Origin of the sequence: Candidatus Desulfofervidus auxilii (assembly GCA_030262725.1) — a bacterium.
Taxonomy (GTDB): Bacteria; Desulfobacterota; Desulfofervidia; order Desulfofervidales; family Desulfofervidaceae; genus JAJSZS01.
In genome coordinates this window covers 29,704-54,488 of the sequence record JAJSZS010000005.1, presented here as the reverse complement: position 1 = coordinate 54,488, position 24,785 = coordinate 29,704, and the positions used below count along the sequence as shown (strand labels likewise).

Genomic DNA, 24,785 nt, shown 5'->3' with positions numbered 1-24,785 from the left:
CCCCCTTTAAACAGGCAACATTTCTTCCAATAATTTTTCTGCTAGATGCCATCTTTTTATTGTTTTAGCTTTTGTAGCAAATATAATACATTCTAATTCCTTTAAAGCTGTTTTAATCTCTGTATTAACTACAATAAAATCAAATTCTTTTGCCATCTCTATCTCTTTTTGTGCAACCTTTAATCTTTTTGCTATTATTTCTAAAGATTCTGTAGAACGTTTAAGAAGCCTTTTTTTTAATTCTTTTAAAGAAGGAGGAATAATAAAGATTAAAATTGCTTCTGGCAATTTTTCTTTTACCTGACGTGCACCTTGGACATCAATATCTAAAATAATATCTTTACCAGCAGCAAGTTTCTCTTTAATAAAAGGCAATGGAGTTCCATAATAATGTCCATGAACCTTTGCCCATTCTAACATTTCACCATGTTCAACCATATTTTTAAATTCTGTTTCAGTTATAAAAAAATAATCTCGACCATGTAATTCTCCAGGACGTGGTGGACGAGTAGTACAGGAAACAGAAAAGACCATTTCAGGAAAACGTGACATTAAAATTCTAATAAGGGTAGTTTTACCTGTACCCGAAGGGGCAGAAATAACAAAAATATTTCCTTTATTCCTCCTCATGATAAATAGTAGATAATCTTTGAGCAAGTGTTTCAGCATGTAAAGATGAAAGAATAACATGATTACTATCAGTGATAATGATAGAACGTGTTTTTCTACCAAAAGTAGCATCTACTAACCGTCCATTTTTTTTTGCTTCTTCACGCAATCTCCTCATAGGCGCAGAATTAGGTGTAAGAATAGCAACAATCCTACTAATAGCTACACTACTACCAAAACCAATACTTAGCAATTTAACCCCCATATTCAGCCTCCATAATAAATTTCCCAATAAATTCGATTCCGAAAGTAAGCTTTTAACTTTTCTCTAAACCTTTTTCGGCTAGGTGGTAAGATGCAAAGAAAACCTAAAGTATCCGTAACAAAGCCAGGTGTTAAAAGTAAAACACCACCAATAAGAATAAGCAATCCTTCTATAAGAGCATCATTAGGTAATATGCCTGCTTTTAATTCATTTTGGATACGCATAAGTATAGCTAAACCTTGACTTTGAGCTAAATAAGCTCCTAATATAGCTGTCCCAATAATTAACAATATAGTGTACATTATTCCTATACGGCTACCTACTTCAATGATAAGCGCTAATTCCAATATGGTAACAAGAGTAAAAAGTATGAATAATTTTAAAAAAATCATTTCCTCTTTGCCTGCTCCCAGAGACGATCCATTTCATACAAAGAAGCATTGTTGAGGGATTTTCCTTTTCTTTTTATTTCATTTTCAATAAAATAAAATCGTTCTTTAAATTTTTTTATTGTTCCTCTCAATGCCTCCTCAGGAGAAATTTTTAATAATCTAGCTATATTTACCCATGTAAAAAGGATATCTCCTAATTCTTCTTTTATCTTTTCTGTATCATTTTCCTTAATAGCTTTTTTAAATTCTTCTGTTTCTTCAATCATTTTTTCAAAAACATCTTCTACATTTTTCCAATCAAAACCTACTTTTGAAGCCCTTTCTCCTATCTTATAAGCAAGAGTTAAAGCAGGAAGTGTTTTAGGAATACCATTTAAAATAGATTTTTTCTTTTTTTCCTTATTTTTTATTTCCTCCCAACGAGCACGAATGATCTCAATATCCTTTGCTTTCTCTTGACCAAAAACATGGGGGTGGCGACGAATCATCTTCTCTGCTACATATTGAATAATCTCTTCCAAATTAAAAATATTTTTTTCTTTATATATATGAGCAATAAAAACTAAAATAAATAACACATCACCTAATTCTTCTTTTATAGCCTCAATATTTTCTTCCTCTATTGCCTCAATAAGCTCATAAACTTCTTCTAAAAGATATTGTTTTAAAGTAAATGGAGTTTGTTTTTTATCCCATGGGCAACCATTTTCTCCTCTTAAACTTGCCACAATATCTTCTAATCTAGATAAATTTGCCATGTTTTACCTTTTTTGGATTGGTAAGTTGCATCCTTTGTGGTATTTGTTTCACCATAAATCTATTTAATTTATAAAGATAAGGATAAGTAAAAGATTTCTCTTTCCATTCAGGAGGTAAAGGGTAAAAAAGATTTAAAAATGTAAATAAAATAGTAGCCAAAAAAAATCCTTTTATTGCTCCAAAAAAGATACCTAAAATATGATCAAAAAATCTTATTGTTCTTTCTCTTAAAAGGGTTTTTAAAATAAAGGTAAGAAAATGACATATAATAAAAACCAAAATTAAGATAAAGACAAAACTTATTATATAAGCCAAGATTGAAGGGAGCCATGATTTTAAATAATTTACTCCAATATATGCATAATGTCCTGCAAACCAAAAACCTAATATAAAACTAACAAGAAAACCAATGCTTTTAACAAATCCTCTCAAACCATCTAAAATTAAAAAGATACCCATAAGAGACAAAACTATCACATCTATGACATTCATGTGTCAAGAATAAAGAAAATTAAAGAAAAAAGCAAGTCTTAATAAAGAATTAAAAACATTGACATACTTTAATTTATGCATTACCAGATAAGCAATATGGAAGTTTTTATAAAGAGGCTTAAAAGATTGAGAGATTTGATGAAAGAAAAAAACATTGGTAGTTTTTTTGTTTCACATCCAGCTAATCGTCGCTATTTAAGTGGATTTAAAGCGGAAGACCCACAAGTAGGAGAAACAGCTGGTGTATTACTTATTTCTCAAGAAAAATCATTTTTATTTACTGATCCACGTTATGCTGATTTAGCCATAAAAGAGGCAAAGGGATGGGAAATCTGTGTTTATCATTTAAATCTCTTTGAAGAAATTGAAAAAGTATTAAAAGAAATGCCTCCTCCTTTAGGTTTTGAGGCAAATCATTTGAATTATAAATTTTATCAAAGATTAAAAGAAATTTATCAAAATGAAATATTACCAACAGAAAATCTGATAGAGAGTTTACGTCAGATAAAGGAAAAAGAAGAAATTGATGCTATAAAAAAGGCACTTTCTATGACAGAAGAGATATTTTTAAATTTAAAAGATTTCTTAAAACCAGGTCTTATAGAAAAGGAAATTGCCTGGTGGATTGAAGAAAAGATTCGTTTAAAATATAAAGCAGAGCTTTCTTTCCCTCCTATTGTAGCTAGTGGAGAAAATAGTGCTATTCCTCATGCTGTTCCTACAGAAAGAAAAATTAAAAAAAATGAGCCTATAATTATTGATTTTGGATTAAGATGGGAAGGATATTGTGCAGATATGACACGCACATTTTATTTAAGTGAGCCAGATGAAAGGTTTAAAAAAATATATGAAACTGTATTTGAAGCGCAAAAACGGGCATTAAATGGGATAAAAGCAGGCTTAAAGACAGATGAAGCTGACGCATTAGCAAGAGATTTTTTTAAAGAAAAAGGGCTAGAAAAAGCATTTAAACATTCTTTAGGCCATGGAGTAGGAATTTTGGTTCATGAAATGCCAGCTCTTTCTCCAAGAAAGCCTGCTTTAACATTAAAAAGAAACATGGTAGTTACAATAGAGCCAGGACTTTATTTTAGTGAATGGGGTGGCGTCCGCATAGAGGACATGGTAGTAATTGAGGAAAATGGTTGTAAGAGGTTAAATAAAACCAGTAATGAATTAAAGGATTGGGTCATTAAATGATCTTTGTTACAGGTGGTACAGGATTTGTTGGAAATCACATTATAGGTGCACTTTTGGCTTTAGGGGAAAGGGTAAGATGCCTTGTCAGACCTGGTTCAGAAAAAAAGCTTCGTTATAAAGTAGAAATTGCTAAAGGAGATATTTTTTCTCCTGATTTGGCAGAAAAGATGGAGGGCTGCAAAGCTGTAATCCATCTAATTGGAATCATCCGTGAGTTTCCAAAAAAAGGAATTACCTTTGAAAAACTTCATGTAGAGGCTACTCATTTTGCTTTAGAAGCAGCAAAAAAAGCAGGTATTAAAAGGTTTATCCATATGAGTGCCTTAGGAACAGGGCCAGAGGCAATTAGCCAATATCATAAGACCAAATTTAGGGCAGAGAATTTGGTAAAAGAAAGTGGGCTTGTTTATACAATATTTAGACCTTCAGTAATTTATGGCCCTTATGATCATTTTGTCAGTATGCTTTCAAAAATAATAAAAATTTCTCCTATCTTACCCATTATTGGTGATGGACTTTATAAGATGCAGCCTGTTCCTGTTAAAACTGTTGCTTTAGCCTTTGCCTTATCTTTACATCTCCCTGCCAGTGAAAATCAGGTCTTTGAAGTAGGAGGGGCTCAAGTATTAAGTTATAAAGAGATAGTAGATACAATAGCCAGTGTTTTAAATAAAAAAATTAAAAAAGTATATGTGCCTTTAGAAATGGTGAATTTTTTTACAAAAAAATTACAAAATTTATCTCTTTATCCTTTAACAGAAGAGATGCTTACTATGCTTTTAGCTGGAAATGTAGCAAAAGATAATAAATTTTATGAAATTTTTCCATTAAAACCAATAAAATTTAAGGAAGGATTGAGTTATTTAAAATGATTGTTTATGAAACAAATTTGGATATAGGGGAAAAACATCAGGGTAAAGTAAGAGATATTTATGATTTAGATAAATATTTATTAATCATAGCTACAGATAGAATTTCTGCCTTTGATGTAGTAATGAGAGAACCCATACCTGATAAGGGTTATGTCTTGACTCAGATTTCTCTTTATTGGTTTAAAAAGTTTGATTTTTTACCTCATCATTTAATTGCTTCTGAAGTAAGTGAATTTCCCTCAATTTGTCAAAAATATAAAGAGATTCTTGAAGGAAGGAGCATGCTTGTTAAAAAGGCAAAACCATTACCAGTAGAGTGTATTGTTAGAGGTTATCTTGCTGGTTCTGCTTGGAAAGAATATAAAAAAAGTGGTTCTATTTGTGGTATTAAATTGCCAGATGGAATGAAAGAGGCAGAAAAATTACAAGAACCTATTTTTACACCATCAACAAAGGCAAAAAAAGGACATGATATAAATATTACTTTTGAAGAGATGGTAAATATACTTGGTGATAGAAAATTAGCTGAAAAAATAAGAGAATATAGTTTAGCAATATATAAAGAAGCAGCAGAAATTGCTTTAAAGAAAGGTATCATTATTGCTGATACAAAATTTGAATTTGGTTTTGATGAAAATGACAAACTCATTTTAATAGATGAATTATTAACACCTGATTCCTCTCGCTTTTGGCCAGAAAAAGATTATGAACCCGGTCGCTCTCAAATAAGTTTTGATAAACAATATTTAAGAGATTATTTAGAAAGTATTAATTGGAATAAAAAACCACCACCTCCTCCTTTACCCCAAGAGGTAATTGATAAAACTAGAGAAAAATATTTTGAAGCATTAAATAGATTGTTAGAATGAAAATTATAGGTGTTATTGGGGCAGGAGAGTGTGATAAAGCTACTTATGAATTAGCTAAAGAAGTAGGCAAAGAGATTGCTATTTGTGGTTGCGCTTTGATATGTGGTGGTTTAGGTGGAGTAATGGAGGCAGCAGCAAAAGGGGCAAAGGAAGCAGGTGGATTAACTATTGGTGTTTTGCCTAGTTTTAATCCTCTTGATGCCAATCCTTATATAGACATACCAATTGTTACAGGCTTAGGAGAGGCTAGAAATATCATCATTGTGCGTACAGCCAAAGTATTAATCGCTATTTCTGGTGGTTATGGCACCCTTTCTGAAATTGCCTTTGCCTTAAAAATGGATAAACCTATTATTGGACTCAATACTTGGCCAGGTTTTGAGAAGATTCATTATGTTAAAACGCCAAAAGAAGCAATAGAAAAAGCAAAGTTATGGCTATAAGAAGGTCTAAAATTATTGGTCGATTCCAAGTGATGGCAATCCTTCAAGCTGCTAGAGCCTATGTATTGGGATTAGAAATACCTTCTGCCAAATCATGGGGATTGAATCGGGCAATATTTTATGCAGCAGCAAAACGTGGATTTGTAAGGGCAAAACCACAATTGATAAAAGAAATAACTATAAAAGGCAAACCTATTGCAACTGAAAAACTTGAAACAATAAGAAAAACATTTGGTTTATTTCACCTAGGAGATGAGATGGCATATTGTGTAAAGATTGATGAAAGACCCATGTTTGTTATTGGAAATCAGGTACAAACAGAGGATGATTTTTATAAACAGATAGAATCAAGATTTGGGAAATATTTTGATGAATGTTTTAAAGAAGCAATAAATATCTGTAAATCTTATGATCCAGGTATATTGAAGTCACAGCGCTACTTTTATGAAACTGTTTATAAGCCACGCCGTGATGAATTAGCAGAAAAATGGTCAAAATTAGTAATTAGCAGTGCTAAAAAGGCTCAATAGAGCATTTTTTAAAAGACATCCTAAAGAAGTAGCAAAAGATTTATTGGGGAAGTATTTAATAAGGGAGATTAATTATCAAAAAATTGTTGGAAAAATTGTAGAAACAGAGGCTTATGGAGGTAAAGAAGATAAGGGGTGTCATGTAGGAAGGTTTGGATATACAAAAAGAACAGCAATTCTATTTGGTGAAGTAGGTTATGCTTATGTTTATTCTGTTTATATTAATACTTATTGTTTAAATATTGTAGCACATAAAGATGGAGAAGCAGGGGCTGTACTAATAAGGGCATTAGAACCTATTTATGGCATTGATATAATTTTAAAAAATTTAAATAAAAAAAATTATGATATAACAAGGCTTTTAAATGGGCCAGGAAAATTGTGTAAAGCATTAAAGATAACAAAGGCTATGAATGGAAAGGACATGATTGAAGGAAATGAAATTTATATTGCTTTTGGAGAAAATATTAAAGAAGAAGACATAATTGCTACACCAAGGATAAATATTCCTTATGCAGAAGAAGCAAAAGATTGGCCTTGGCGTTTTATTATAAAAGGCTCAAAATTTTTATCAAGATATTTTTAAAGAACGAAGACGATTTAAAGCAAAAGCTACCTCTTGTTTTCTAGAACGAGAGAGATTACCTGCACGGTAAGGCAATAATATATCTAAACCATAATTATCTATTTCTTTTTCTATTTTTTCCAAAGCATCTTTTATGGAAAGTTTTGAAAGATAATGATTGGCATAATAATTAAGAATATAACCAATGGCTAACACTTGATTAGACTCTTTCAGATGTTCATTGGCACTTAGATCTATATTTTGTCTTCCAAAAACAAGATTCTTAACACCTTTTGCCGCTATTTTTATTCTTTCTCCTCTTTTTGGATTTATTCCTTTTAAAGGTTTTCTAGGTATGGGCAAATGAAAAGGAAAATAAGCTTCGTATTCTCTACCTATATCATATTTTTTAGCAATTTCCTTAGCTTTTTTAGTAACAATATGAGGTTGATAATTTAGCATCATAATAACAAAGTCAGCAACATCTAAATAATCACCACATCCACCCATAACTAGAATAGTAGATATATCATAATTAATATAAAGTTCTCTCACACGATCTAAAAAAGGAGTTATTGGTTCTTTTTCTTTACTTATTAAGGTCTGCATACGTTTATCCCTAATCATAAAATTAGTAGCAGATGTATCTTCATCTAATAAAATTAAATGTGTACCTATCTCAATAGCCTCCATAATATTAGCTGCCTGTGACGTGCTACCACTTGCATTATCTGTAGAAAATGCCTTTGTATCCTTTTCAAAAGGAAGATTATTTATAAAAGGAGAAATATCTACTTTTTCAATCCTACGCCCCTCTTCTGCCCTTATCTTTACTGTATCAGACAAACTAACTACATACTCACGTCCATCTCCTGGAATATGATTATAAATACCTTCTTGAATTGCCTTAAGTAATGTAGATTTTCCATGAAAACCACCACCTACTATCAAAGTCACACCTTTAGGTATACCCATTCCTGTGATCTTCCCCTTATAAGGCAATTCTATAGAAATTTTTGCCTCTTTCGGAGAAATAAAAGGAATGGCGTCTGGAAGAGGTGTATCTTCTATCCCGCTTTTTCTAGGAAGAATAGCCCCATCAGGTATAAAGGCTACTAAATTTAATTCTTTTAACTTTTCTCGCAAGATTTCTTGATCTTCATAAACAAAAACATGCTCTTCTAATGCTTTTTTTGGTAAGTTTTGATATAAAAAAGTTTTTTCAGCAATCTGAGGAATATACTCACATATTATCTTTTCTGCTTTTTCTCCTAAAATGGTACGACCGCTAGCAGGAAGTCCTATTGTAAAACGTACTTCTAAATTTGGTGGTTTTATAACAATACTGTTTCTTTCAAGAATAGCTTGGCCAGTTGATTGAATCCCTATTTTCCCACTATGACCAGTACCACAAATTTTAGAAAAGGGATAAGAAATCTCTTTAAAAAAACGGGTAAGAAAGTCAGTTAAAGCAATAATTCTTCTTTTATTTGACCATAAATATTTAGGAATTTTTGTCTTTTCTATAGGGATAATTAAAGTAAAGCGAGAAGGTGAAGCAAATGGATCTCCTTGTACATGATCAATAGCTAATTGGAACCATGAAAATTGATAAGTTCCTTCCAATTCTTTATATGCTTTATAACCATGTCCATTTATATGTTTAAGAATCTGTTTGAGATGATTTAAAGATTTTGGCATGTGTTTCAGCAAAATCCAATACAAATTTTTCAGATTGAAGGAGATAAGGAGCAATCTCTACTGCTTCTTCATAATATTTTAATGCTTTTTGATAATCACTTGCCTTTTTTGCACATACAGCTGCCTGACAAAGAATCTGTGGCAGCTTACGATAAGAAGGCTCATCTTCAAAAGTTTCTTCTATATAACTTAATGCTTTTTTATAGTCTTTTAAATCCATAAATTGGCGAGCTAATAATAAATAAGGATGAAGTTTTGTACTTGGCCGATTAAGTCGAACACCAGGTATAGTGACAATAACAGAGGGCAACTGTATAGAAGGATGAGTAGTTTCTATTATAAATACTTCAAATCCTCTTTGAGAGATTAAATTTAAAATATACTCTATTTCTACTTTAAAATCAGGATGAGAAAAAGAAGGAAGATTACTAAAGGGAATTTTATCTCCCTTTATAAGGAAATTTGCATCTTTTAAATCTTTAAACCTTAAAAAGCAATAGGTTGGGCCACCAGGACGCTTTTGTATTAATTCACGATAAATGATTTGTGCTCGGTGTTGAGTAAATTCTATTAAGGCTCGAATAAGAGCAAAATTTGGATTTAGATGAGTTCCAGCAGCAGCATATACTTTTAGAGTTGGCGTTGGCGGAGAGGGATCATGAGCAATAACTGCTATTGTAGGAATACCTAAACCTAATGAAAAATCCTTTATAAATAATTCAATACCTGCATCAGAAATTTTTTTAAGCAATTCTTGAATTAATGAAGAATTTATTGAATCAATCCTTATAGTAGGCACTTCAAGTCTTTCTTCCATTACAATTGAAACACAATGTCTTTCAATAATTTCACAAATGGCTTGAAGAATAGCCTCTTCTAAACTATTACCTGCTGCCCAACCAGTAGTACCATAAATGCGATAAAACCAAGGTAAGGGAAATAAAAATTTTTTGTTCTTAATAAGATTATATGCTTCAATCCAACATAAAGAAACATTTCTTAATTTTTCAACAAATATATCTTGCCTAAAAAGAAAAGGCAAAGGTAAAAGTAAATTCTCAATTGGTATAGCTTTTTCCTTTATTTTAATAAAGGAATCTATTAAAAAATTCTTTTTCAAAAAAGAAAAACCACTATATCTTTCTACTAATTCCATAAGGGCGCTAGCTTGGGCTTGCTCAGGTGTAATACCTTTACCAAATGTCTCTTCAAACCCAAGAGTTTTAATAACTTCTAAATTAAGCTTACAAGTGTAAACGGGAATACCAATTCTATCTAATGTATCTATTCGCAAAATTTCTTTTAATATAGGTTTTTTATCTTGATATAATCGGTTTAATGCCTTTTTTATTGTCTCAGTTGGGGAACAAGCTTTATCTTGACCATAAGTATATTTTTTAAAAGATGAATTTAACATTTATATACCCTTAAATTATTTTTACCAAAACGGCAAAGCACATCATAGCTTATAGTACCTGCCTTTTTTGCTATCTCCTCAGCTGTAATCTCTTCTTTCCCTTGTTTCCCAAGGATTACTACCTCCTCCCCTAAATTAAGATGCTCAATATGTGTAACATCTACCATAGTTAAGTGCATACAAACAGTACCAATAATAGGTGCCCTTTTACCTTGAATAAGAACTTCTCCTTTATTAGAAAGTTGTCTTAAAAGTCCTTGATCATAACCAATAGGTAAAACAGCCACTTTTGTTTTTCTTGATGTCATGAATGTATGACCATAACTTACTCCTACATTAGGAGGAAGCCATTTTAAGTAAATAATTTTTGTTTTAACACTCATTGCTGGTTTTAATTTTATTTTTTTCCTAAGAGAAGAAACAGGATAAATGCCATAGATGCTTAAGCCAGGTCTTACAACTTGAAAAAAACTTTCATTGTAATTAAGGATGCCTGCACTATTTGCAATATGATTATAAGGCAATTGAAATCCCATCTCTTTAGCAGCTTTTAATACTTCTTTAAAACGACTCAATTGCTTTTTAGTAAACTCTTCATTAGACTCTGCTACTGCTAAATGTGATGTAATACCTAAAATTTTTAAGCCAGGCATAGTCAAAATAGATTTTAAAAAAGAGATTGCCTCTTTATAAAATACACCCAATCTTCCCATACCTGTATCTATCTTTAAAAATACTGATAAAACTGTTTTGTATTTTATTGCTTTTTTTGATAAAAGGGAGGCTATTTCTAAACGATAAATGACAGGTATAAACTGATATTTAAAAACAGCCTCAATTTCTTCTGGAAGTACTCCAAGCAAAATAACAATAGGTATATTAATTCCTGCTTCTCTCAACTCTATCCCTTCTGTTACATAACTTACAGCTAAAAATTCCACCCCATTTTTTACTAATGTCTGTGCTACTGGTATAAGTCCATGTCCATAAGCATCTGCTTTAACTACAGGCATTATTTTAATTTTATTCCCAACAAATTTTTTTATCTCTGCTAGATTAGCTGCAATAGCCTTTAAATCTATTTCTACTAAAACAGACATTTAAATTATTTAAAAACAAAGTAACTTTGCAGTTTATGCCATTTCCTAATTCAAATGTCAATTATTATAGCATTTTCCCTAAAAAAGATATAAAATTTTCTGGATTTAATTGGTAATGTTAAAGCAAATTAAAGAAAGATTATTTAAGAAAAAGGATTTAAGAGAAAAAGGGCTTATTTTGGTAGAAAATGTAGCCAATGCCATGGCTGTTGAAGAAATTTTAAAAGAACATGGTTTTTCAGTACGTGGTGTAGCACCACCTATTTATTTACGTAAAGGATGTGATTTAGCTGTAGAGTTTGATTTAGTTGAACAGATGGGGATTGAACGTATATTAAAAAAGATTCAGATTATTTATGAAATTGTCTCTTTAAGTACAAGTGAAAGACCATTAGAAATAACAAAAACAAAAGAAATAGATAACTATATTTTAATTAGAGCAGCCAATATGAAACTGACAATTGAGCCAAAGACTGGAATAATTGTCAATATATCTGGTGGTGGCTGTCCAGATATCCCATTTTTATCAAAAAATTTAATTGGAAAACATTTAAAAGAGGCTAATAAAATTATGGAAAATGGCTATTCTCTCTGTGCTTATATGTTGAAAAAAGCATTAGAAAAGGCTTTAAAGATAACAAAATGTTAGTAATAGGTACTATGCCATTTGAGATAGAAATAATTGATGGGAAAGCAAAATTAAAAGAAAAAGAGATAAAAATTAATAGTTTAACTCTACCAGTTACAATTGGCACCACTGCTCTTTTAGCCGCTGCCATTCATGTGCTGTCCACTTTAGGCAAACCTTCGCTTCATGTTATCCTTTCAGGAGATAAAGGTGATGGGAAAGGAACAAAAAGACTTTTTTCCTATTTGAAAGATTGTAATTTAACAAGACAAACAGTTATTTGTGGACATTATATGATGCCTTATGTGGATGAATTTAAAAAAATTTTCCCAAAATTAAGGAAAAATGCCAAATTCATTATTGCCGACGCAGGTATGATGTATGCAGCAAAAGCAGCAGGTTTAGCAAGAAATTTAGATATATTTACTCCAGATGCAGGTGAATTAGCTTTTTTAGCAGATAAAGATGCTACTCATCCTGCTTATGTTAAAAAAGTACTATTTGAAATAGATACAGAGGAAATGGAAAGTTTGATAAAGCAAGCCTATTTAGAAAAAAATTTACCTTGCTTTTCTCTTGTAAAAGGAAAAAAAGATTTAATTGTAAAGGATGGAAATATTATTGCTTCAGTTTCTGAACCATCAATAGAAGCAATGGAAGCAATTGGAGGTACTGGAGATACATTGGTTGGTATATTGAGTAGTCTTATTGAAGCAGACTTTCCTTTTGAAAAGGCAAGTGTTTTAGCAGCTAAAATAAATCGTATTGCAGGAAAATTAGCTCATCCTACACCAGCAACATCTGTTTCTGAGATTGTTAAGTTTATTCCTAAGGCAATAGAGGAGGCATAATATGAAATGGACAGCAGCAAAAGTAGGTTTTTTAATTGGGTTTGGGGCAGCTATTGGTCAAGCATTATTTAAAATCTTTCCACCCCCTGCCTATGGTATTTGTATTGCATGTCATGTAAGAGATTTAACTAATTGGGTTATTTTTAAAATCTTTCCTAATTTTTATGGGAAATTTGTTGGTGCACCGATTTCAGCCAAATTCCCTCTATTAACCATTGTTGGTGTTATAATAGGTGCATTTTTAGCAGCAAAGATTAATAAAGAATTTCAATTAAAAACTATGCGTATTTGGTGGCAAAGACCTGAAACAGAATTTTTTTGGGGCATGCTTGTTTGTATTGGTGCATTGATGATGGGTGGTTGTCCTATTCGTACAACTTTAAAAGCAGCTTATTTAGATATTACAGCTATATTTGGGCTCATTTCAATCTTTATTGGCGTAATATTGGGCTGTAAAGTTATTAAGTTTTTGGTTAGGAAAAATGTCTATCATTTATAGTTTGTTTTTGGGTTTTTTATTAGGATATTTAGGTCAAAGGGCAAGGCTCTGTTTTATTGGTGGGATGCGAGATTATTTCTTAGTAAAAGATACCTATTTAATTAAAGGGCTTTTTAGCTTTTTCTTTGGAGCATTTTTAGGCTTTTTTCTATTTCATTATATTATTCCCTTTGTCACATTAAAGACATTTCCCTGGTTTATAAATGGAGCAAGTGTATTTATCAAAAAATGGAAAGTCATTGGCATTGAAGCTACACCAAATCCTATCCTGCCTGTACCTGGTGATCCCATCAGTTGGTCACCAAAATTAATTTATCATTTAATTTTAGCCTTTATTGGTGGCATAATGGTTGGTTTTTTCTCTGTTTTAGCAGGAGGTTGCCCTTTTAGACAACATGTTATGGCAGCAGAAGGTAGTTATAGTGCACTTAGCTATATTATTGGCTTTATTTCAGGTGCAGTTATATTTCATAAATTTTTGGTACCATTAATTAAAGCATTAAAATAGGAGGAAAAATGGGAGAAAGACATATACTTGATGTATGTGGAGAAGTTTGCCCTATACCAGTAGTAAAGACAAAAGCCATGCTTGATAAGATGAAAAAAGGTGATATATTGGAAGTAATCGTAGATTATCCACCCTCAAAGGAAAATGTTAAAAGATTGGCAGAGCATGAGGGTTGTAAAGTAGAAATAGAGGAAGGAGAAAAAATTAAACTAATTATTCAAAAATGTTAAATTTCAATAAATTTCAAGTTTTAACATTTGATTGTTATGGTACTTTGATAGATTGGGAAACAGGCATTTTAAATGCATTAAGACCTATTTTTTTAAAATATGGAATAAATATAAATGATAATGAAATTCTTAAAAATTATGCTGAATTTGAATCAGAAATAGAAAAAGGTTCATATATCAAATACAAAGAAGTTCTTAAAAAAGTATTGAAAAAATTTGGAGAAAAATTTAAATTTTCACCTTCTAAGGAAGAATTAAATTGTTTAGTTGATTCTTTAAAACATTGGCCACCTTTTCCTGATACAGTTTCTGCTTTAAAAAAGCTGAAAGAAAAATATAAGTTGGCTATTATTTCTAATATAGACAGAGATTTATTTGCTTTTACTCAAAAACAGCTTAAAGTAGAATTTGATTGGATAATTACTTCTGAAGATATAAAAGCATATAAACCATCATTAGAGAATTTTAAGTATGCTATTAAAGAGATAAATGTTCCAAAGGAGAAAATATTACATATTGCTCAAAGCATTTATCATGATATCAATCCTGCTAAAAAATTAGGTTTAACTACTATTTTAATAAAAAGAAGAGGCTTTGGTGCTACACCTTCTGTTTTTGGATATCCAGACATAGAAGTACCAGATTTAAAAACACTGGTATCTTTAATTTTTTCTTGATTTTTTTTAAACAAAGCTTTATAATTGAGCCACTTTAAATTTTTATAAGGAGGCTAACAGATGAGGTTTTCAGGATGGAAAAGGTTAGGTATTGTGTTAGCTTCTTTTTTACTATTTATTTTCTTAATTATTGGTTGTGCTAGTGTAAAAGAGATGAGAGAGCATAGGGCTGCTGCTGAAACAGCAATGAAGGCAGCTCAAGAAGCAGCTATGAAAGCAGAAGAAGCGGCTAAAAGAGCAGAAGAAGCAGCAGCCAAAGCAGAAGCTGCGGCTAAGAAGGCTCAATCTTGCACAATTGAAGCCCAAACTGCAGCAGATAAAGCTGAGGTAGCTGCAGAAAAAGCTGAAAGAATGGCTGAAAAATGCGAAAGATGTTTTGAAAAAGGATTAAGGAAATAATATTTAGTTAGTTTTATAAGTTACATTAATAGGAATACCTTTTTTTTCTTTTAAGGCTTTTAAAAATATATTTAAATTTATCCTTGATAAAAGATTAAGAGTTTTTGCCTTTTTTATCCCATAAGAAAAGAGATCAACTATTTTATGATAAATATCTGGATGTACCTCTACATAAATTTTTTTATTTAAAAAACCAAATTTTACTGGTTCATATATAATTTTTACAGGCATTCCTATTTTCACAAAGGGGAAAAGTTCTTTTATATCTTCTGGATATAAGCGGATACAACCATGACTGACTAATCTACCTATACCCCAAGGTGAATTAGTTCCATGAATACCATACCCATCTGCTGAAAGCCCTATCCAAAATTTTCCAAGAGGATTTTCAGGACCAGGCAATATTTGAAATCTACCTCCATATTCTTTGCGTAAAGAAGGAGGTATCTGCCATATAGGATTTTTCTTTTTCTCAATTACTTTAAAGTCTCCAAAAGGGGTGGGAAATTCTTGAACCCCTATGCCTACGGGATAAGTTTTAACAAGACCTATATCAGATAAAAAGAGAAAAAGCCTTAATTCAGCTACATTTATAACAAGACCTTTTCCTTTAAAATGAGGTAAAACCCATTGTGTAGGAATTTCAATTGTCTTTCCTGCAGGAGGTAACCAAGGATCCATATTAGGATAAAGTAACATTAGTTCTTGATAACCAAGTCCATATCTTCTGGCTATATCAAGCATGGTTTCTTCTTTTTTTATCTTATGCTTAAGAATAACACCTATTACAGTTTTATTTGGTACATGATAAGGATAAGCCCCAGCAGCAAATAAAGAATTTGGGATAAAAAAAGCAATGAATAAAAAAATGCATTTAAACATAACAATTTTATATCATAAATTTGACCTATTTGCATTTTTGATAAATAATTTAAAAATGATTGATTTAAAAAACTCTTTTAAAGATAAAAAATGCTTTTTAGTAAGATTTAAAAAGAATAATTCTTTTTTTATTTTTCTTTATGATGCAGAACAAGATACTATTTTTTTAGCACAAGAAGAAAAAGAAATAGATTTAAGTATTTTTTGGGATAGACATTTAAAGGATAAAGAATATTGTTTACCGTGTGAATTAATGCTTTATTTTGATAAAAAATTTATTATGGTAGTGGATTATCCTCCTTTAGAAATAAATTTTCCTTTAAAAGAAGCACAAAAAATTTTAATGGAATTAAATAAGACTATAGAAATACCAGAAATAGTAAAAAATAGGTTATTAAAAAATGAATTATAAACTTACTGCTAAAGTTAAGGCCTCTGGCTGAGCAGCAAAACTCAGTCCAGGGGACCTGGCTGAAATAATGGCAAAATTACCTATTCAAAAACATCCCAATTTATTAGTAAGTTATGGAACTTATGATGATGCTGGGGTATATAAAATTACAGAAGACATTGCTTTAGTCCAAACATTAGATTTTTTTACACCAATTGTGGATGACCCATATTTTTTTGGTCAGATTGCTGCTGCTAATGCCTTAAGTGATGTTTATGCAATGGGTGGAAAACCCTTAACAGCTATGAATATTGTCTGTTTTCCTGCCAAAGAAGTATCAAAAGATATTCTTAAAGAAATATTGCATGGAGGATTAGATAAAATCCATGAGGCAGGAGCTATTTTGGTTGGTGGACATAGTGTAGAGGACCCAGAAATTAAATATGGACTTTCTGTAACAGGAATAGTTCATCCTAAAAGAATTTTGACTAATGCAGGTGCTAAAGTAGGAGATATATTAATTTTAACAAAGCCAATAGGCATAGGTGTTATTGCTACAGCCATTAAAGCTAATTTAGCTTCTTATGAAGCTATAAAAAAATTAATAAATATTGCTGCTACTTTAAATGATAAAGTAGCTAAAGTAATGCATTTTTTTTCAATACATGCCTGCACAGATGTAACGGGATTTGGCTTAGCTGGTCATTTATTAGAAATGGCTATTGCATCAAAAAAAGAGATTGAAATTTGGGCAGAAAATGTACCTATCATTCCAGAAGCATTAGAATATGCCTCTATGGGACTTATTCCAGCAGGAAGTTATGCTAATAAACATTTTTGTGAAAATTTAGTAGAAATTAATGAAAAAATTCCACTTCCTAAAATAGACCTCCTTTTTGATGCCCAAACTTCAGGTGGACTTATCATTGCATTACCTGAAAAAGAGGCTAATAATTGTTTAAAAAGACTTAAAGAAGAAGGAATAAAAGAAGCAAATATTATTGGGCAAGTATTAAAAGAGCATCAAAAAGGGAAAATTAAAATAATTTGATTTTTTTCTTGCTCTTTTGATAAAAATGTTTATAATAAAAAATGCGGGGGCGATGTGGGTTCGACGGGGATATGGTAGGCTTAAGCTGCATGCCGGGGTTCCTATCGCCTCGTGAAAAAAAGATAGGGTAAAAACAAATGCCAATGACTATGCTTATGCTCTGGCTGCCTAATTGAAGCAGCCAGCGTCTACCCAACCTCGCCTGCAGGGTTGGTGTAGGCGTCGGTGATGCAGGCTAGCTATCAACTGGTGCCCATGACAGTTGATAGCGAAAATTGACATGGGCTAGCTTCTGGGCTTCCAGTTCGGGGGAATGCCAGAAGCGAAAAGGGAGACCCGAACTAAGCATGTAGATGCTTAAGCCGAATATTCCCGGACGCGGGTTCAATTCCCGCCGCCTCCACCAAAAAGATATTACAATGGATGAAAAACATTTAATAGATTCACTTAGTCAAATTTTTTTACGTCGAATCGAGCAAGAGCTTGATAAGATGGATGAGACTGGTGTATTAGTTAATGAAGAGTTGCTTAATGCCTTTAGTTTATTATTAAAAAAAGAAATGCATAAATATGGTCATTTACCTGCTAGTTTAATAGATAAAGCTATTGATGCAGCTTTTAATGAAATTATTAAGCAGCGCTCTATTAAACACTGATGACCCTGGACAGTTCTTATTGTTTTGTTTGTGGTTCTAAAAATCCTAAAAGTCTTAAAATTAAAGTTTTTTATGAAAATGGTATAGCCAAAACATATTATTCTTTCCCTCCAGAGTATCAAGGTTGGAAAGGTTTCATTCATGGTGGAATTATTGCCACTCTTTTAGATGAAATTATGGCCTATGCTGCTGGACAATTAGGTCCTACTATGACCATCCATTTAAATATTACTTTCCGTCAAGCCCTTCATCCAAATGAAAAAGTTATTGTTTCTGGCTGGATTGAAAATAAAACAAATCGTAAAGTGGAAACAAAGGCTGAGATGAGGCGTATAATAGATAATAAAATTATCGCCACAGCTGAAGGTGTATTGTTATTTGTGAAATAAATCTTGGGAGGGGATTATGAAAAAAATAGGGCTATTTTTTTGTTTTTTTATTTTATGTCCAACAATGGTATTTGCTATTGAGTTTCAGCCTATTGGTTTTGAATCCCTTTCTATGGGTGGAGCAGGTGTAGCTTCTGCTAGAGGAAGCTTTGCTGTTTATTATAATCCTGCACTTTTATCTGAACCAGTGCATGGTGCTGAGTTTGCTCTTTGTGTTGGTGTAGGTGCAAGGGAAGTAAATCTTGTTGATCATATTGATAAACTGGCAGATATAGATATTGAAAATACATTTGATTTAATAGAAAGAGAAGCACCAGGAGGGATAGCATCATCAGATGTAAAAGATAAAATAAATACTATAAAAAATGAATTGCAAAGCATTGCTGAAAAAAATGGTTTGCAACTTATGCCCACTGTTTCATTAGGTATGCAAATAAAGAAATTTGGTTTTGGTATATTTGGTCTCTCAGAGGCTACTGGCTATGCAGTGATTGATTCAAAACATTTGGATTTTATTGTGAAAATAGATGATGATTATTACAAATATAATGAAACAACAGGACAGTATGAATCTTCCAATGAAACAGAGTATCAGAATTCTTCCCTTCAATATGCTATTGAAAATAATCTGACTTATTTAAAACTTGCTGGTCTTGCCTATTTGGAAATACCTATTGCCTATGCTCATGAATTTGAGACTCCTTTTGGCACATTGACTATTGGAGGAGCAGTAAAAGTTATGCCAGGCTGGACATTTGATGCCAAAATAGATATTGATACTGCATCAGAAGATATTGATGATGAACTTAGTGATGCAGATAAAAGAGATACATCTTGGGGTATTGACTTAGGATTACTTTATAAACCAAAAATACCTGGTTTAAAAATAGGTCTTGTAGGGAAAAATCTAAATACACCTAAATTTGATACAGCAAAAGGAAATACTTATAAAATAAAGCCTATGGTAAGAGCTGGTGTTGCTTATGATTTTTGGAAAATTACTTTTGCTGCAGATGTTGATTTAACAGCTAATCCTACATTTATTTCAAACTATAAGTGCAGATTTATTGGAGGAGGTTTCAATTTTCATCCATTTAGCTGGTTTTCTTTAAGAGGTGGTATTATGGGCAATGTAGCAGAAGGAGATGAAGGGGTCATTTTTACTGCTGGATTAGGATTTGGATTAAAGTGGTTTCAGCTTGATATTGCTGGACAAGTTTCAAGTAAAAAAGGACATTTTCAAGAACATGCCATACCGCGATATACTAGAATTCAAATTTCTTTAGTTTCTAAGTGGTTTTAAAGGAAAAACAAATTGATTTGAAAAATCTCACTTTATCAGAATTGGAAAAATGGATAGGAAAATTTGGCGAGCCTAAGTTTCGGGCGCATCAGATTTTTGAGGCAATTTATAAACATAATATAAAAGATATTTTTTCTATCACTACTTTGTCAAAATCTTTACGTTCTCATTTATCTGAAATATGTCAAATTAGTAGTTTTCAATCTGAAGAAACATTAACTGCTTCTGATGGAACAATCAAATTCCTCTTCCGTCTTAAAGATGGACAATTTATTGAATCGGTACTTATTCCTCAATCAGGTTATTATACCCTTTGTGTCTCCACCCAAGTAGGTTGTGCTATGGGCTGCAAATTTTGTCTTACTGGGAAAATGGGATTTAAAAGAAATCTTGAGACTGCAGAAATTATCAATCAAGTACTTTATGCTAAAGAACATTTACCTCAACATTGGCCTTTAAGAAATATTGTTTTTATGGGTATGGGTGAACCATTGCATAATTTTGAAGCTACTTTGAAAGCCGTAAATATCTTAACTCACCCACTTGGATTAAGGTTTTCTCACCGCCGAGTCACTATTTCTACTATTGGTTTGGCTCCGCAAATGCTTAAATTTTCTCAAAAAGCTAATGTAAGCTGGGCTATATCATTTCATGCTGCCGATAACAAAACAAGAAATTTTCTTGTACCTATAAATAAAAAGTATCCTTTAGAAGTTTTAATAAAAACTATGCATAAGATGCCATTACCTAAAAGAAAGAGATTTACTATTGCATATGTACTTTTAAGAGGGGTGAATACTTCAGTAAGGCAAGCTAAAGATTTAGCTAAATTACTTAAAGGGCTTCCTGTTAAAATCAATTTAATTCCCTTTAACCCTTGTCCAGATATTGATTTTTCCCCTCCATTAACTTATGAAATCTTACAATTTCAAGAAGTCTTGCAAAAATACGGATATACAGTTACTATTCGGCAAAGTAAGGGAGCAGATATTGGAGCAGCATGTGGTCAATTGGATGGAAAACCAAGGGAGTTTAAAAATGATTAAATTAGATTTTGAAAAAATGGGGGGAATCATTCCTGCAATTGTTCAAGATTATAAGACAAATGAAGTGTTAATGTTGGCTTTTATGAATGAAGAGGCTTGGGAAAGGACTTTAGAAACAGGATTAGCTCATTATTATAGCCGTACTAGGAAATGTCTATGGCAAAAAGGTAAAAGCTCTGGTCATATTCAAAAAGTAAAAGAAATTTATGTAGATTGTGATAAAGATACCGTATTACTTAAAGTTGAGCAGATAGGAGCTGCATGTCATACTGGATATCGCAGTTGTTTTTATCGCAAACTAGAAGGAAATGACTTAAAAATTGTAGCTGAAAAAGTTTTTGAGCCAGAGGAGGTTTATAAAAAATGAAGAAGTTAAAGTTAGGCATACCAAAAGGCAGTCTTCAGAATGCTACTATAGAGCTTTTCAAACGAGCAGGATGGGAGATAAAGGTAGGTGAAAGGAGTTATTTTCCTACTATTAATGATGAAGAAATTGAATGTAGTATGTGTCGTGCTCAAGAAATGTCTCGTTATGTAGAAAATGGTACATTAGATGCAGGTATTACAGGAAAGGACTGGATATTAGAAAATGAATCTAAAGTAGTAGTAGTAGCTGATTTGATTTATTCAAAAACAAGCCTTCGTCCCACAAGATGGGTATTAGCAGTAGCAGGAAACACTCATATTAAAGATATAAAAGATTTAGAAGGGAAAAAGATTGCTACAGAGTTAGTCAATTTTACTAAACGTTTTTTTGAAAAAGAAGGTATAAATGTTACTGTAGAGTTCTCTTGGGGTGCTACAGAAGCCAAAGTAGTTTCTGGATTAGCAGATGCTATTGTTGAAGTTACTGAAACTGGTACAACTTTAAAGGCACATGGTTTAAAGATAATTAAGGAATTAATGATTTCTTATCCTCAATTTATAGCCAATCCAGAAAGTTGGAAAGATTCATGGAAAAAGGAAAAGATAGAACAGATTGTCCTTTTATTAAAAGGGGCTTTACATGGATATCATATGGTAGGTTTAAAAATGAATGTACCTCAGGAAAAATTAGAAGAAATTGTAAAATTATTACCAAGCCTTAATGCACCTACTATTTCTCCTCTTCATGATCAAAAATGGTGTGCAGTAGAAACAGTAGTAAATGCTAAAATAGTACGAGAACTAATTCCAAAGCTCCTTAAGGCTGGGGCTGAAGGCATTATTGAATATCCTCTTCACAAAGTCATATGATGAAATGGTTAATTTATAGCTTAATCTTTTTATCAATAAATTGTACTAATATTCAGCCTAAAAATAAGCATGATAATGCACAAATACATTATCGTTTAGGTAGCTCTTATTTAAGAGAAGGAAAATATGCTTTAGCTTTAAAAGAATTGTTAAAGGCAGTTAAACTTGATGATAAAAATCCAGATATTCATTTGGCTTTAGGACTTGCATATATGGCAAGAGGTAATTTAAATTTAGCAGAAAAAGAATTTAAAAAAATATTAGGTTTAGATAAAAATTATGCAGCCGCCTATAACAATCTTGGACTTTTATATTTACGAAAGAAAAAATTTAAGATAGCTGAATCTTATTTTAAAAAAGCCTTAGCTATCCCTACTTATCCTACTCCAGAAGCAGCTTATACAAATCTTGGCTCTTGTTATCTTTTACAGAAAGATTTCTCTAAAGCTAGAAAAAATTTTATTTTAGCATTGGAATTAAATCACCATTATTTACCTGCATATCTTGGTCTAGCCAGAACTTGGGAAGAGGAAGGAAAATATGAAAGAGCAATAGCAGTATATGCTGAAGGCATAACATATCTTCCTGATGCCTCCGCACTTTATTTTAGAATGGGTTTACTTTATCTTAAAATTGGCAAAATTGAACAGGCAAAAAAACAATTTGAAAAAGTAGTTCAGATAGATAATGGGCCCTTAAGAAAACGGGCAATAAATATTTTAGAAAATCTCTCATGATAGCAAGGCGTGCTAAAGAAATCTCTTCTTTTATTGTCATGGATATATTGGAAAAAGCAAAAAGTTTGGAAAAACAAGGGCATCATGTCATTCATTTAGAGATAGGTGAACCAGATTTTGACACACCTGAATGCATTAAAAAAGCCGCTATAGATGCAATTAAAAAAGGTAAAACATACTATACTCATAGCCTTGGCTTGCCAGAATTAAGAGAAGCTATTGCTAATTATTATCAAGAAAAATACAAAGTAACAGTTTCTCCTGAACAAGTAATTGTTACTGCTGGCAGCTCACCAGCTATATTTCTTGTTTTTGCTAGCCTTTTGGAACCAGGTGATGAGGTTATTGTTCCGAATCCAGGTTATGCTTGTTATCCTAATTTCATTCATTTTTTTGGAGCAAAACCAATTTTTATTCCGGTTAAAGAGGAAAATGGATTTGTTTATGATTTGATAGATATTAAAAAGGTTTTGAACCGCCGAACAAAAGCCATCATTATCAATTCGCCTGCCAATCCTACAGGTGCATTAACTCCTTCAGAAATTATAGAATCACTTGCTGATTTTGGTTTACCTTTAATCTCAGATGAAATTTATCATGGGCTTGTCTATGAAGGTGAAGAAAAAACAGCTTTGGAATTTAGTGAAAATGCTTTTATTTTAAACGGTTTTTCCAAATCTTATGCTATGACAGGCTGGCGATTAGGTTATGTAATTGCTCCTAAAAAATTTATTCGACATATGCAAAAGATTCAGCAAAATTTCTTTATCTGCACTTCTAGTATAGCTCAATATGCTGGTATTGCTGCCTTAAAGGAAGCAAAAAAAGATGTTTTAAAAATGAAAGAAATTTATAATGAAAGAAGGATTTTTGTCTTTCATACTTTAAAAGAAATAGGTTTCCCTTTAAAAAAACCCCCACAAGGGGCTTTTTATTTTTTCATTAATGTAAAACATATAAGTAATAATAGTTATGCTTTGGCTTTTGATATTTTAGAAAAAGTCAAGGTTGCTGTAACACCAGGAATTGATTTTGGCACTGAAGGAGAAGGTTTTTTAAGAATTTCTTATGCAAACTCTTTAGAAAATATAAAGGAGGGATTAAAAAGGCTTAAAAACTATTTTAAAATATGCAAATTAAAACAATAAGATTTTTTAAAAGTGCTCTTTGGGAAAAAGATTGGCCAGATTTACCTTATCCTGAAGTTGCCTTTGCTGGTAGATCTAATGTAGGAAAATCTTCCTTACTTAGAACAATTCTTGGTCAAAGAAAACTTATTCGTGTCAGTCATACACCTGGGTGTACTCGCACTATTAATTTTTATTTAATAAATGAGAAATTTTTCTTCACTGATTTACCTGGTTATGGTTATGCAAAGGTAGCTAACCATTTACGAGCACAGTGGGGGAAAAGTATAGAAACTTATTTAGCCAAAAGAAAACAATTAAAAGGTATAGTACTTTTATTAGATGCTAGATTTGGCCCATTAGCCAATGATTTACAACTTTGGGAATGGTTAAATTATTATAAAAGACAAACCATTATTGTCCTTACTAAGGTTGATAAGATTAAAAATAAAGAAAGAGAAAAAATAATCAAAATTACTTATCAAAAATTTAACCTAAAAAAAGATTTTCCACTCTATTTTTTTTCTGCCCGCACAGCAGAAGGTAAATCACAATTATTAAAAGCAATTTTTAAAATGCTTATAAATTAATATCAGAAACAAATTGTTTAAACTCATCTAATTCTTTTACTAGTTTTTTATAAGCCTCTTCTACTCTCTCTAATTTGCCCTCCTTACCCATTCTTTCTATTTCAAGTGATAAATTATAAGCACGACTTAAACCCAAGTTACCACAAGCTCCTTTTAAGCTATGAGCAGTTTCATAGACTGTCTTTGCATCATTTTTCTCAAGAGCATGATAAATTTTAGCAAGTTTTTCTGGATAATCTGAAAAAAACAAATTTAAAAGTTCTTTTAAAAGTTCCTTATCACCCTCAACCATCTCCATTACCTTATTCAAATCAAACATCTTTTACCTCCTCTCAAACAATCTTAAAAAGACTCTTCTTTTTCAAAAATTA

General features: G+C 31.7%; 34 protein-coding genes and 1 other RNA gene. 25 read left to right on the top strand and 10 right to left on the bottom strand.

Annotation, left to right across the window (positions count from 1 at the left end):
- Positions 1-6: 6 nt before the first annotated feature.
- Genes gmk through LWW95_04130 form a run of 5 tightly spaced genes read right to left on the bottom strand, consistent with a single transcriptional unit; the run spans position 7 to position 2,517 of the window.
- Positions 7-630: a guanylate kinase gene (gene gmk / locus LWW95_04150; GenBank protein ID MDL1956232.1), complete on the bottom strand. Its 624-nt coding sequence runs from the start codon at positions 628-630 to the stop codon at positions 7-9.
- The gene (locus LWW95_04145) at positions 617-874 is read right to left on the bottom strand and encodes a DUF370 domain-containing protein (protein MDL1956231.1); all 258 of its coding nucleotides are present in this window, start codon (positions 872-874) and stop codon (positions 617-619) included. The genes gmk and LWW95_04145 overlap by 14 nt, the downstream gene beginning before the upstream one ends.
- 2 nt (positions 875-876) lie before the next feature.
- Complete coding sequence (locus LWW95_04140; protein MDL1956230.1) at positions 877-1,266, bottom strand: FxsA family protein; 390 nt, start codon at positions 1,264-1,266, stop codon at positions 877-879.
- On the bottom strand, positions 1,263-2,024 hold the full coding sequence (gene mazG, locus LWW95_04135) for a nucleoside triphosphate pyrophosphohydrolase (GenBank protein ID MDL1956229.1): 762 nt from the start codon (positions 2,022-2,024) through the stop codon (positions 1,263-1,265). The genes LWW95_04140 and mazG overlap by 4 nt, the downstream gene beginning before the upstream one ends.
- On the bottom strand, positions 2,008-2,517 hold the full coding sequence (locus LWW95_04130; GenBank protein ID MDL1956228.1) for a CvpA family protein: 510 nt from the start codon (positions 2,515-2,517) through the stop codon (positions 2,008-2,010). Before LWW95_04130 ends, mazG begins: the two co-directional genes overlap by 17 nt.
- A 96-nt stretch (positions 2,518-2,613) precedes the next feature.
- On the opposite strand from LWW95_04130, the gene LWW95_04125 reads away from it, so the two are divergent.
- From LWW95_04125 to LWW95_04100, 6 genes are read left to right on the top strand one after another with little or no spacing between them, the layout of a single operon-like run.
- Positions 2,614-3,717, top strand: a complete 1,104-nt coding sequence (locus tag LWW95_04125; protein ID MDL1956227.1) for an aminopeptidase P family protein — start codon at positions 2,614-2,616, stop codon at positions 3,715-3,717.
- Positions 3,714-4,589 (top strand): NAD(P)H-binding protein, encoded by an 876-nt coding sequence (locus LWW95_04120; GenBank protein ID MDL1956226.1) that lies wholly within the window; start codon positions 3,714-3,716, stop codon positions 4,587-4,589. Before LWW95_04125 ends, LWW95_04120 begins: the two co-directional genes overlap by 4 nt.
- On the top strand, positions 4,586-5,458 hold the full coding sequence (locus tag LWW95_04115; protein MDL1956225.1) for a phosphoribosylaminoimidazolesuccinocarboxamide synthase: 873 nt from the start codon (positions 4,586-4,588) through the stop codon (positions 5,456-5,458). The genes LWW95_04120 and LWW95_04115 overlap by 4 nt, the downstream gene beginning before the upstream one ends.
- The gene (locus LWW95_04110) at positions 5,455-5,901 is read left to right on the top strand and encodes a TIGR00725 family protein (GenBank protein MDL1956224.1); all 447 of its coding nucleotides are present in this window, start codon (positions 5,455-5,457) and stop codon (positions 5,899-5,901) included. Before LWW95_04115 ends, LWW95_04110 begins: the two co-directional genes overlap by 4 nt.
- Positions 5,892-6,431 (top strand): hypothetical protein, encoded by a 540-nt coding sequence (locus LWW95_04105; GenBank protein MDL1956223.1) that lies wholly within the window; start codon positions 5,892-5,894, stop codon positions 6,429-6,431. The genes LWW95_04110 and LWW95_04105 overlap by 10 nt, the downstream gene beginning before the upstream one ends.
- The gene (locus tag LWW95_04100; GenBank protein ID MDL1956222.1) at positions 6,412-7,017 is read left to right on the top strand and encodes a DNA-3-methyladenine glycosylase; all 606 of its coding nucleotides are present in this window, start codon (positions 6,412-6,414) and stop codon (positions 7,015-7,017) included. Before LWW95_04105 ends, LWW95_04100 begins: the two co-directional genes overlap by 20 nt.
- Here LWW95_04100 and LWW95_04095 read toward each other — a convergent pair.
- Genes LWW95_04095 through alr form a run of 3 tightly spaced genes read right to left on the bottom strand, consistent with a single transcriptional unit; the run spans position 7,003 to position 11,214 of the window.
- Positions 7,003-8,697, bottom strand: coding sequence for an ABC-ATPase domain-containing protein (locus LWW95_04095; protein ID MDL1956221.1), 1,695 nt, complete (start codon positions 8,695-8,697; stop codon positions 7,003-7,005). The two genes, LWW95_04100 and LWW95_04095, sit on opposite strands and share 15 nt — an antisense overlap.
- Entirely contained in the window at positions 8,660-10,114 is a 1,455-nt protein-coding gene (locus LWW95_04090; GenBank protein MDL1956220.1) for a YcaO-like family protein, read from the bottom strand. Before LWW95_04090 ends, LWW95_04095 begins: the two co-directional genes overlap by 38 nt.
- Positions 10,108-11,214, bottom strand: coding sequence for an alanine racemase (alr, locus tag LWW95_04085; GenBank protein MDL1956219.1), 1,107 nt, complete (start codon positions 11,212-11,214; stop codon positions 10,108-10,110). Before alr ends, LWW95_04090 begins: the two co-directional genes overlap by 7 nt.
- A 115-nt stretch (positions 11,215-11,329) precedes the next feature.
- On the opposite strand from alr, the gene LWW95_04080 reads away from it, so the two are divergent.
- Genes LWW95_04080 through LWW95_04050 form a run of 7 tightly spaced genes read left to right on the top strand, consistent with a single transcriptional unit; the run spans position 11,330 to position 15,006 of the window.
- Complete coding sequence (locus LWW95_04080; GenBank protein ID MDL1956218.1) at positions 11,330-11,863, top strand: DUF3343 domain-containing protein; 534 nt, start codon at positions 11,330-11,332, stop codon at positions 11,861-11,863.
- On the top strand, positions 11,857-12,693 hold the full coding sequence (locus tag LWW95_04075; protein MDL1956217.1) for a hypothetical protein: 837 nt from the start codon (positions 11,857-11,859) through the stop codon (positions 12,691-12,693). The genes LWW95_04080 and LWW95_04075 overlap by 7 nt, the downstream gene beginning before the upstream one ends.
- A gap of 1 nt (position 12,694) precedes the next feature.
- A complete protein-coding gene (locus LWW95_04070; GenBank protein MDL1956216.1) occupies positions 12,695-13,192 on the top strand; it encodes a YeeE/YedE family protein in 498 nt (165 codons plus the stop codon).
- Positions 13,176-13,700, top strand: a complete 525-nt coding sequence (locus LWW95_04065; protein MDL1956215.1) for a YeeE/YedE family protein — start codon at positions 13,176-13,178, stop codon at positions 13,698-13,700. Before LWW95_04070 ends, LWW95_04065 begins: the two co-directional genes overlap by 17 nt.
- A gap of 8 nt (positions 13,701-13,708) precedes the next feature.
- Complete coding sequence (locus tag LWW95_04060) at positions 13,709-13,930, top strand: sulfurtransferase TusA family protein (protein ID MDL1956214.1); 222 nt, start codon at positions 13,709-13,711, stop codon at positions 13,928-13,930.
- Positions 13,924-14,607: a haloacid dehalogenase type II gene (locus LWW95_04055; GenBank protein ID MDL1956213.1), complete on the top strand. Its 684-nt coding sequence runs from the start codon at positions 13,924-13,926 to the stop codon at positions 14,605-14,607. Before LWW95_04060 ends, LWW95_04055 begins: the two co-directional genes overlap by 7 nt.
- A 60-nt stretch (positions 14,608-14,667) precedes the next feature.
- Complete coding sequence (locus LWW95_04050; protein MDL1956212.1) at positions 14,668-15,006, top strand: hypothetical protein; 339 nt, start codon at positions 14,668-14,670, stop codon at positions 15,004-15,006.
- Positions 15,007-15,009: 3 nt separating this feature from the next.
- On the opposite strand, the gene LWW95_04045 is transcribed toward LWW95_04050, so the two are convergent.
- Positions 15,010-15,888, bottom strand: coding sequence for a L,D-transpeptidase family protein (locus tag LWW95_04045; GenBank protein MDL1956211.1), 879 nt, complete (start codon positions 15,886-15,888; stop codon positions 15,010-15,012).
- Between the two features lie 55 nt (positions 15,889-15,943).
- Between LWW95_04045 and LWW95_04040 the strand changes: the two genes are divergently transcribed.
- From LWW95_04040 to yihA, 12 genes are all read left to right on the top strand, one after another.
- Entirely contained in the window at positions 15,944-16,300 is a 357-nt protein-coding gene (locus LWW95_04040) for a hypothetical protein (protein MDL1956210.1), read from the top strand.
- A complete protein-coding gene (selD, locus tag LWW95_04035; GenBank protein ID MDL1956209.1) occupies positions 16,290-17,330 on the top strand; it encodes a selenide, water dikinase SelD in 1,041 nt (346 codons plus the stop codon). Before LWW95_04040 ends, selD begins: the two co-directional genes overlap by 11 nt.
- A 45-nt stretch (positions 17,331-17,375) precedes the next feature.
- Positions 17,376-17,736, top strand: a transfer-messenger RNA (tmRNA) gene (ssrA, locus tag LWW95_04030).
- Positions 17,737-17,749: 13 nt separating this feature from the next.
- A complete protein-coding gene (locus tag LWW95_04025; GenBank protein MDL1956208.1) occupies positions 17,750-17,986 on the top strand; it encodes a hypothetical protein in 237 nt (78 codons plus the stop codon).
- On the top strand, positions 17,986-18,375 hold the full coding sequence (locus LWW95_04020) for a PaaI family thioesterase (GenBank protein ID MDL1956207.1): 390 nt from the start codon (positions 17,986-17,988) through the stop codon (positions 18,373-18,375). Before LWW95_04025 ends, LWW95_04020 begins: the two co-directional genes overlap by 1 nt.
- Before the next feature lie 16 nt (positions 18,376-18,391).
- On the top strand, positions 18,392-19,678 hold the full coding sequence (locus LWW95_04015; GenBank protein MDL1956206.1) for a conjugal transfer protein TraF: 1,287 nt from the start codon (positions 18,392-18,394) through the stop codon (positions 19,676-19,678).
- Positions 19,669-20,724 (top strand): 23S rRNA (adenine(2503)-C(2))-methyltransferase RlmN, encoded by a 1,056-nt coding sequence (gene rlmN, locus LWW95_04010; protein ID MDL1956205.1) that lies wholly within the window; start codon positions 19,669-19,671, stop codon positions 20,722-20,724. Before LWW95_04015 ends, rlmN begins: the two co-directional genes overlap by 10 nt.
- Positions 20,717-21,091 carry a phosphoribosyl-AMP cyclohydrolase gene (hisI, locus tag LWW95_04005; protein MDL1956204.1) on the top strand — a complete coding sequence of 125 codons (375 nt, stop codon included), beginning with the start codon at positions 20,717-20,719 and terminating at the stop codon, positions 21,089-21,091. The genes rlmN and hisI overlap by 8 nt, the downstream gene beginning before the upstream one ends.
- The gene (gene hisG, locus LWW95_04000; GenBank protein MDL1956203.1) at positions 21,088-21,960 is read left to right on the top strand and encodes an ATP phosphoribosyltransferase; all 873 of its coding nucleotides are present in this window, start codon (positions 21,088-21,090) and stop codon (positions 21,958-21,960) included. The genes hisI and hisG overlap by 4 nt, the downstream gene beginning before the upstream one ends.
- Positions 21,957-22,697, top strand: coding sequence for a tetratricopeptide repeat protein (locus LWW95_03995; GenBank protein MDL1956202.1), 741 nt, complete (start codon positions 21,957-21,959; stop codon positions 22,695-22,697). Before hisG ends, LWW95_03995 begins: the two co-directional genes overlap by 4 nt.
- Positions 22,694-23,845, top strand: coding sequence for a pyridoxal phosphate-dependent aminotransferase (locus LWW95_03990; protein ID MDL1956201.1), 1,152 nt, complete (start codon positions 22,694-22,696; stop codon positions 23,843-23,845). The genes LWW95_03995 and LWW95_03990 overlap by 4 nt, the downstream gene beginning before the upstream one ends.
- Positions 23,827-24,414: a ribosome biogenesis GTP-binding protein YihA/YsxC gene (gene yihA, locus LWW95_03985; GenBank protein ID MDL1956200.1), complete on the top strand. Its 588-nt coding sequence runs from the start codon at positions 23,827-23,829 to the stop codon at positions 24,412-24,414. The genes LWW95_03990 and yihA overlap by 19 nt, the downstream gene beginning before the upstream one ends.
- Here yihA and LWW95_03980 read toward each other — a convergent pair.
- The gene (locus tag LWW95_03980) at positions 24,404-24,733 is read right to left on the bottom strand and encodes an Hpt domain-containing protein (protein ID MDL1956199.1); all 330 of its coding nucleotides are present in this window, start codon (positions 24,731-24,733) and stop codon (positions 24,404-24,406) included. The genes yihA and LWW95_03980 overlap by 11 nt on opposite strands.
- Positions 24,734-24,785 lie beyond the last annotated feature (52 nt).

Coding starts and splice junctions, on each gene's coding strand:
- LWW95_04015 (MDL1956206.1), top strand. CDS start 18,392: ATGAAAAAAATAGGGCTATTTTTTTGTTTTTTTATTTTATGTCCAACA.
- hisI (MDL1956204.1), top strand. CDS start 20,717: ATGATTAAATTAGATTTTGAAAAAATGGGGGGAATCATTCCTGCAATT.
- LWW95_04120 (MDL1956226.1), top strand. CDS start 3,714: ATGATCTTTGTTACAGGTGGTACAGGATTTGTTGGAAATCACATTATA.
- LWW95_04095 (MDL1956221.1), bottom strand. CDS start 8,697: ATGCCAAAATCTTTAAATCATCTCAAACAGATTCTTAAACATATAAAT.
- LWW95_04130 (MDL1956228.1), bottom strand. CDS start 2,517: ATGAATGTCATAGATGTGATAGTTTTGTCTCTTATGGGTATCTTTTTA.
- LWW95_04090 (MDL1956220.1), bottom strand. CDS start 10,114: ATGTTAAATTCATCTTTTAAAAAATATACTTATGGTCAAGATAAAGCT.
- mazG (MDL1956229.1), bottom strand. CDS start 2,024: ATGGCAAATTTATCTAGATTAGAAGATATTGTGGCAAGTTTAAGAGGA.
- LWW95_04040 (MDL1956210.1), top strand. CDS start 15,944: ATGATTGATTTAAAAAACTCTTTTAAAGATAAAAAATGCTTTTTAGTA.
- LWW95_04110 (MDL1956224.1), top strand. CDS start 5,455: ATGAAAATTATAGGTGTTATTGGGGCAGGAGAGTGTGATAAAGCTACT.
- LWW95_04020 (MDL1956207.1), top strand. CDS start 17,986: ATGACCCTGGACAGTTCTTATTGTTTTGTTTGTGGTTCTAAAAATCCT.
- LWW95_04075 (MDL1956217.1), top strand. CDS start 11,857: ATGTTAGTAATAGGTACTATGCCATTTGAGATAGAAATAATTGATGGG.
- LWW95_04060 (MDL1956214.1), top strand. CDS start 13,709: ATGGGAGAAAGACATATACTTGATGTATGTGGAGAAGTTTGCCCTATA.
- alr (MDL1956219.1), bottom strand. CDS start 11,214: ATGTCTGTTTTAGTAGAAATAGATTTAAAGGCTATTGCAGCTAATCTA.
- LWW95_04050 (MDL1956212.1), top strand. CDS start 14,668: ATGAGGTTTTCAGGATGGAAAAGGTTAGGTATTGTGTTAGCTTCTTTT.
- hisG (MDL1956203.1), top strand. CDS start 21,088: ATGAAGAAGTTAAAGTTAGGCATACCAAAAGGCAGTCTTCAGAATGCT.
- LWW95_04125 (MDL1956227.1), top strand. CDS start 2,614: ATGGAAGTTTTTATAAAGAGGCTTAAAAGATTGAGAGATTTGATGAAA.
- LWW95_04115 (MDL1956225.1), top strand. CDS start 4,586: ATGATTGTTTATGAAACAAATTTGGATATAGGGGAAAAACATCAGGGT.
- LWW95_04140 (MDL1956230.1), bottom strand. CDS start 1,266: ATGATTTTTTTAAAATTATTCATACTTTTTACTCTTGTTACCATATTG.
- LWW95_04070 (MDL1956216.1), top strand. CDS start 12,695: ATGAAATGGACAGCAGCAAAAGTAGGTTTTTTAATTGGGTTTGGGGCA.
- LWW95_04080 (MDL1956218.1), top strand. CDS start 11,330: ATGTTAAAGCAAATTAAAGAAAGATTATTTAAGAAAAAGGATTTAAGA.
- LWW95_03995 (MDL1956202.1), top strand. CDS start 21,957: ATGATGAAATGGTTAATTTATAGCTTAATCTTTTTATCAATAAATTGT.
- yihA (MDL1956200.1), top strand. CDS start 23,827: ATGCAAATTAAAACAATAAGATTTTTTAAAAGTGCTCTTTGGGAAAAA.
- LWW95_04065 (MDL1956215.1), top strand. CDS start 13,176: ATGTCTATCATTTATAGTTTGTTTTTGGGTTTTTTATTAGGATATTTA.
- LWW95_04045 (MDL1956211.1), bottom strand. CDS start 15,888: ATGTTTAAATGCATTTTTTTATTCATTGCTTTTTTTATCCCAAATTCT.
- LWW95_04145 (MDL1956231.1), bottom strand. CDS start 874: ATGGGGGTTAAATTGCTAAGTATTGGTTTTGGTAGTAGTGTAGCTATT.
- LWW95_04105 (MDL1956223.1), top strand. CDS start 5,892: ATGGCTATAAGAAGGTCTAAAATTATTGGTCGATTCCAAGTGATGGCA.
- LWW95_04025 (MDL1956208.1), top strand. CDS start 17,750: ATGGATGAAAAACATTTAATAGATTCACTTAGTCAAATTTTTTTACGT.
- LWW95_03990 (MDL1956201.1), top strand. CDS start 22,694: ATGATAGCAAGGCGTGCTAAAGAAATCTCTTCTTTTATTGTCATGGAT.
- gmk (MDL1956232.1), bottom strand. CDS start 630: ATGAGGAGGAATAAAGGAAATATTTTTGTTATTTCTGCCCCTTCGGGT.
- LWW95_04055 (MDL1956213.1), top strand. CDS start 13,924: ATGTTAAATTTCAATAAATTTCAAGTTTTAACATTTGATTGTTATGGT.
- LWW95_03980 (MDL1956199.1), bottom strand. CDS start 24,733: ATGTTTGATTTGAATAAGGTAATGGAGATGGTTGAGGGTGATAAGGAA.